Here is a 2548-nt window from a genome sequence, read left to right on the forward strand (position 1 = left end):
CGTTTGTTTAAAAACGCTCGGGGCCTTAGATCAGCTGGGAGAGCGCCTGCCTTGCACGCAGGAGGTCAGCGGTTCGAACAAGGAATAGAAAGGTGGAGTATAAAACTGTTGAGTGACATAGGGTTGTTCCGTTAAAGGGTCATTTAGTTGAATAACTGCTGTTAAGTAAGTGTAGTATATTGTAGTTAGAACTAGAGCTCTATTTAAGGGGGAAGATGTTGTATGTTAACGAGTTATCTCTATAAAAGGGTAACAGTAAAAGTTGATAGACCATTAGGATCCAAACATCCCAAATATAATTTTGTTTATCCTTTAAATTATGGATATATTCCGTATACTTTGGCAGACGACGGAGAAGAAATCGATGCGTATATCCTTGGTGAGTTTGAACCATTGGAAACGTATGAAGGTAAAGTTATAGCAATTGCTAAAAGAAATAATGATGTTGAAAATAAACTTATCGTTTCAAATAAACATTATTCGTCTGAACAGATAAAAGCATTAATTGAGTTCCAAGAACGATATTTTGAGACCGAAATAATCATTTAAATCTTATTCCGCATTCGGGCAGCAGTTTAAGAAGGATTTGAAAATCAAGGTATAATTTTAAAGTAAAAATTAGGAGGTCCTTTTTGAGAAATAGAGGTTCAGCTATTCTTTTAGACAATAACAAAATTGTTTTAATTAAAAGAAACAGAAATGGTCAGGTTTATTATGTATTTCCTGGTGGGGGAATTGAAAAAGGTGAAACACCTGAAATTGCAGCCAAGAGAGAAGCATTGGAAGAGTTAAGTGTACAAATCAATGTTAATGACTGCTTTGACATTGTTGAATATAATGGTACACAATATTTCTTTTTAGCTGATATTGTTGCAGGCAAAATTGGTACTGGTGTGGGAGAAGAATTTACCGACACAAATAGAAATAGAGGCACTTATGAACCCATGTGGATGGAAATAGAAAAACTAAGTTGACCTAAAGAGGTTGCCGAAAAAATTCAATTCTTCTTCAAGTAAAGGGGTTTTAATGGAAGTTCTCTAATTAATTGTAGTATTCTCTCTCAAAATGTCGTTATTCAACAATCGGGCGCTTTTCCGAAATAAGGAAAGCGTCTTTCTTCATGAAAAGGTCCGGATAATGGAATAAGCCTTGGTAGTTAAATTGGATATTTATGTTAAAATAATTAGAGATTGTGAAGGATTGCACTTAAAGTAACGAGGCAAAGAGTTTAATAAGATATATGGTGAAAGGTCAGTTAATTATTCGTTATAATGAATAAAAAATAATGTCCAGAAAACAATAATACTTGTACTTGCAATTGCACATACAAGTGGAGGTGGCATAATTGGATTTATTCATTAGACAACAAGTGCTGTTGATGATTAGAGCCTTGTACTTTGATTTAGAAAACAAGTGGGCTGAAATAGGCAGAGAATTTAACCTTTCCCCTGCCCAACAACATATTTTATTTCTTTTATCAACTAATGATAATAAGTTAACCCCAACTAAAATCGGAGAGTTAGGCTGTTGGCATAATTCTACTGTTACAAGGTTGCTAAATCGACTCGAAAAAAATGAGTTCATCTATGTAGTAACAAAGAGGAATCACTTAGGTTTTAAAGTCGTTTCTATGACTGAAAAAGGAAAGAGAATGCTTGAAATGTTGATAGAGAAAGTTAAAATATCAAAGCAATTTCCCTTTGATATGCGTCACTTGTCGGAGAAGGAGGTCAATTCATTTTTACAATTAGGAAATAGCATTTTAGACGTAGAAAAAGGGAAAGAGTTCCGTGATAATGTTATCAATGCTCAAGCAGAGGGCTGCGATTATGCTTAAATCACGAAGTGTTTTGAAAGATGAAATTATCTTAAAGTTAATTTGGTTAGTGACAATCGGACTTTTGTTTAAATATATACCCAAAAATAAGTTAAGACATGGAATTTTAGCGTTTCTATATAAACAGGTTGTGACTTGGGTGTTTGGTTTACTTGTAGTTGAAAAAGGACTAATAAAATACCCAGTTAGGTTTTTCAAAAAGGCAAATAAATCAAGTTTTTCATTTGAGTATTTTTTATATCCTTCCTTTAGTGCGATTTTTAATTTAAATTATCCTGAAAATAAGAATAGGTTTATAAAATTTATTTATTATATTTTTCATGCGGGGATAATTACTATTATTGAGGTTCTGGCTGAACGTTACACAAACATTATTAAATATGTTAAGTGGAAATGGTATTGGAGTTTTATAACATTGGGGATAACGTATTATTCATCAAGATTATTTTACCGTTGGTTTTTTAAAGAAGAATTTTAATAACATATCCAATAGCAAAATAATAAGCAATATATGTGAAAGAATTCACTTAAAGTAACGGGAGCTTTTGTTCAATAAGGCTTTACAATGATCTTCCACAATCGGGCGTTTTTCTGGAATAAGAATTGCGCTCTTTCTTTATGTATAGGGGCAGATATAATGGAATAGCACTTGGTAGTTAAAGTAATGGGCATAATTATAATGACTTAAACGGAATGTTATGATCTTTACTA

At 32.6% G+C, this 2548-nt stretch carries 4 protein-coding genes; all 4 read left to right on the forward strand.

The window, feature by feature from the left end; translation table 11 throughout:
* Window positions 1-222: 222 nt before the first annotated feature.
* Window positions 223-549: an inorganic diphosphatase gene (locus tag SAY88_RS24435; protein WP_332635045.1), complete on the forward strand. Its 327-nt coding sequence runs from the start codon at window positions 223-225 to the stop codon at window positions 547-549.
* 83 nt (window positions 550-632) lie between these two features.
* Window positions 633-974 (forward strand): NUDIX hydrolase, encoded by a 342-nt coding sequence (locus SAY88_RS24440; RefSeq protein ID WP_332635047.1) that lies wholly within the window; start codon window positions 633-635, stop codon window positions 972-974.
* A gap of 371 nt (window positions 975-1345) precedes the next feature.
* Window positions 1346-1837, forward strand: coding sequence for a MarR family transcriptional regulator (locus SAY88_RS24445; protein WP_332635049.1), 492 nt, complete (start codon window positions 1346-1348; stop codon window positions 1835-1837).
* Complete coding sequence (locus SAY88_RS24450; protein ID WP_332635051.1) at window positions 1830-2315, forward strand: CBO0543 family protein; 486 nt, start codon at window positions 1830-1832, stop codon at window positions 2313-2315. The genes SAY88_RS24445 and SAY88_RS24450 overlap by 8 nt, the downstream gene beginning before the upstream one ends.
* Window positions 2316-2548: the final 233 nt, after the last annotated feature.

It is taken from the genome of Halalkalibacter flavus (assembly GCF_036663575.1).
Classification (GTDB): domain Bacteria; phylum Bacillota; class Bacilli; order Bacillales; family Bacillaceae_D; genus Halalkalibacter; species Halalkalibacter flavus.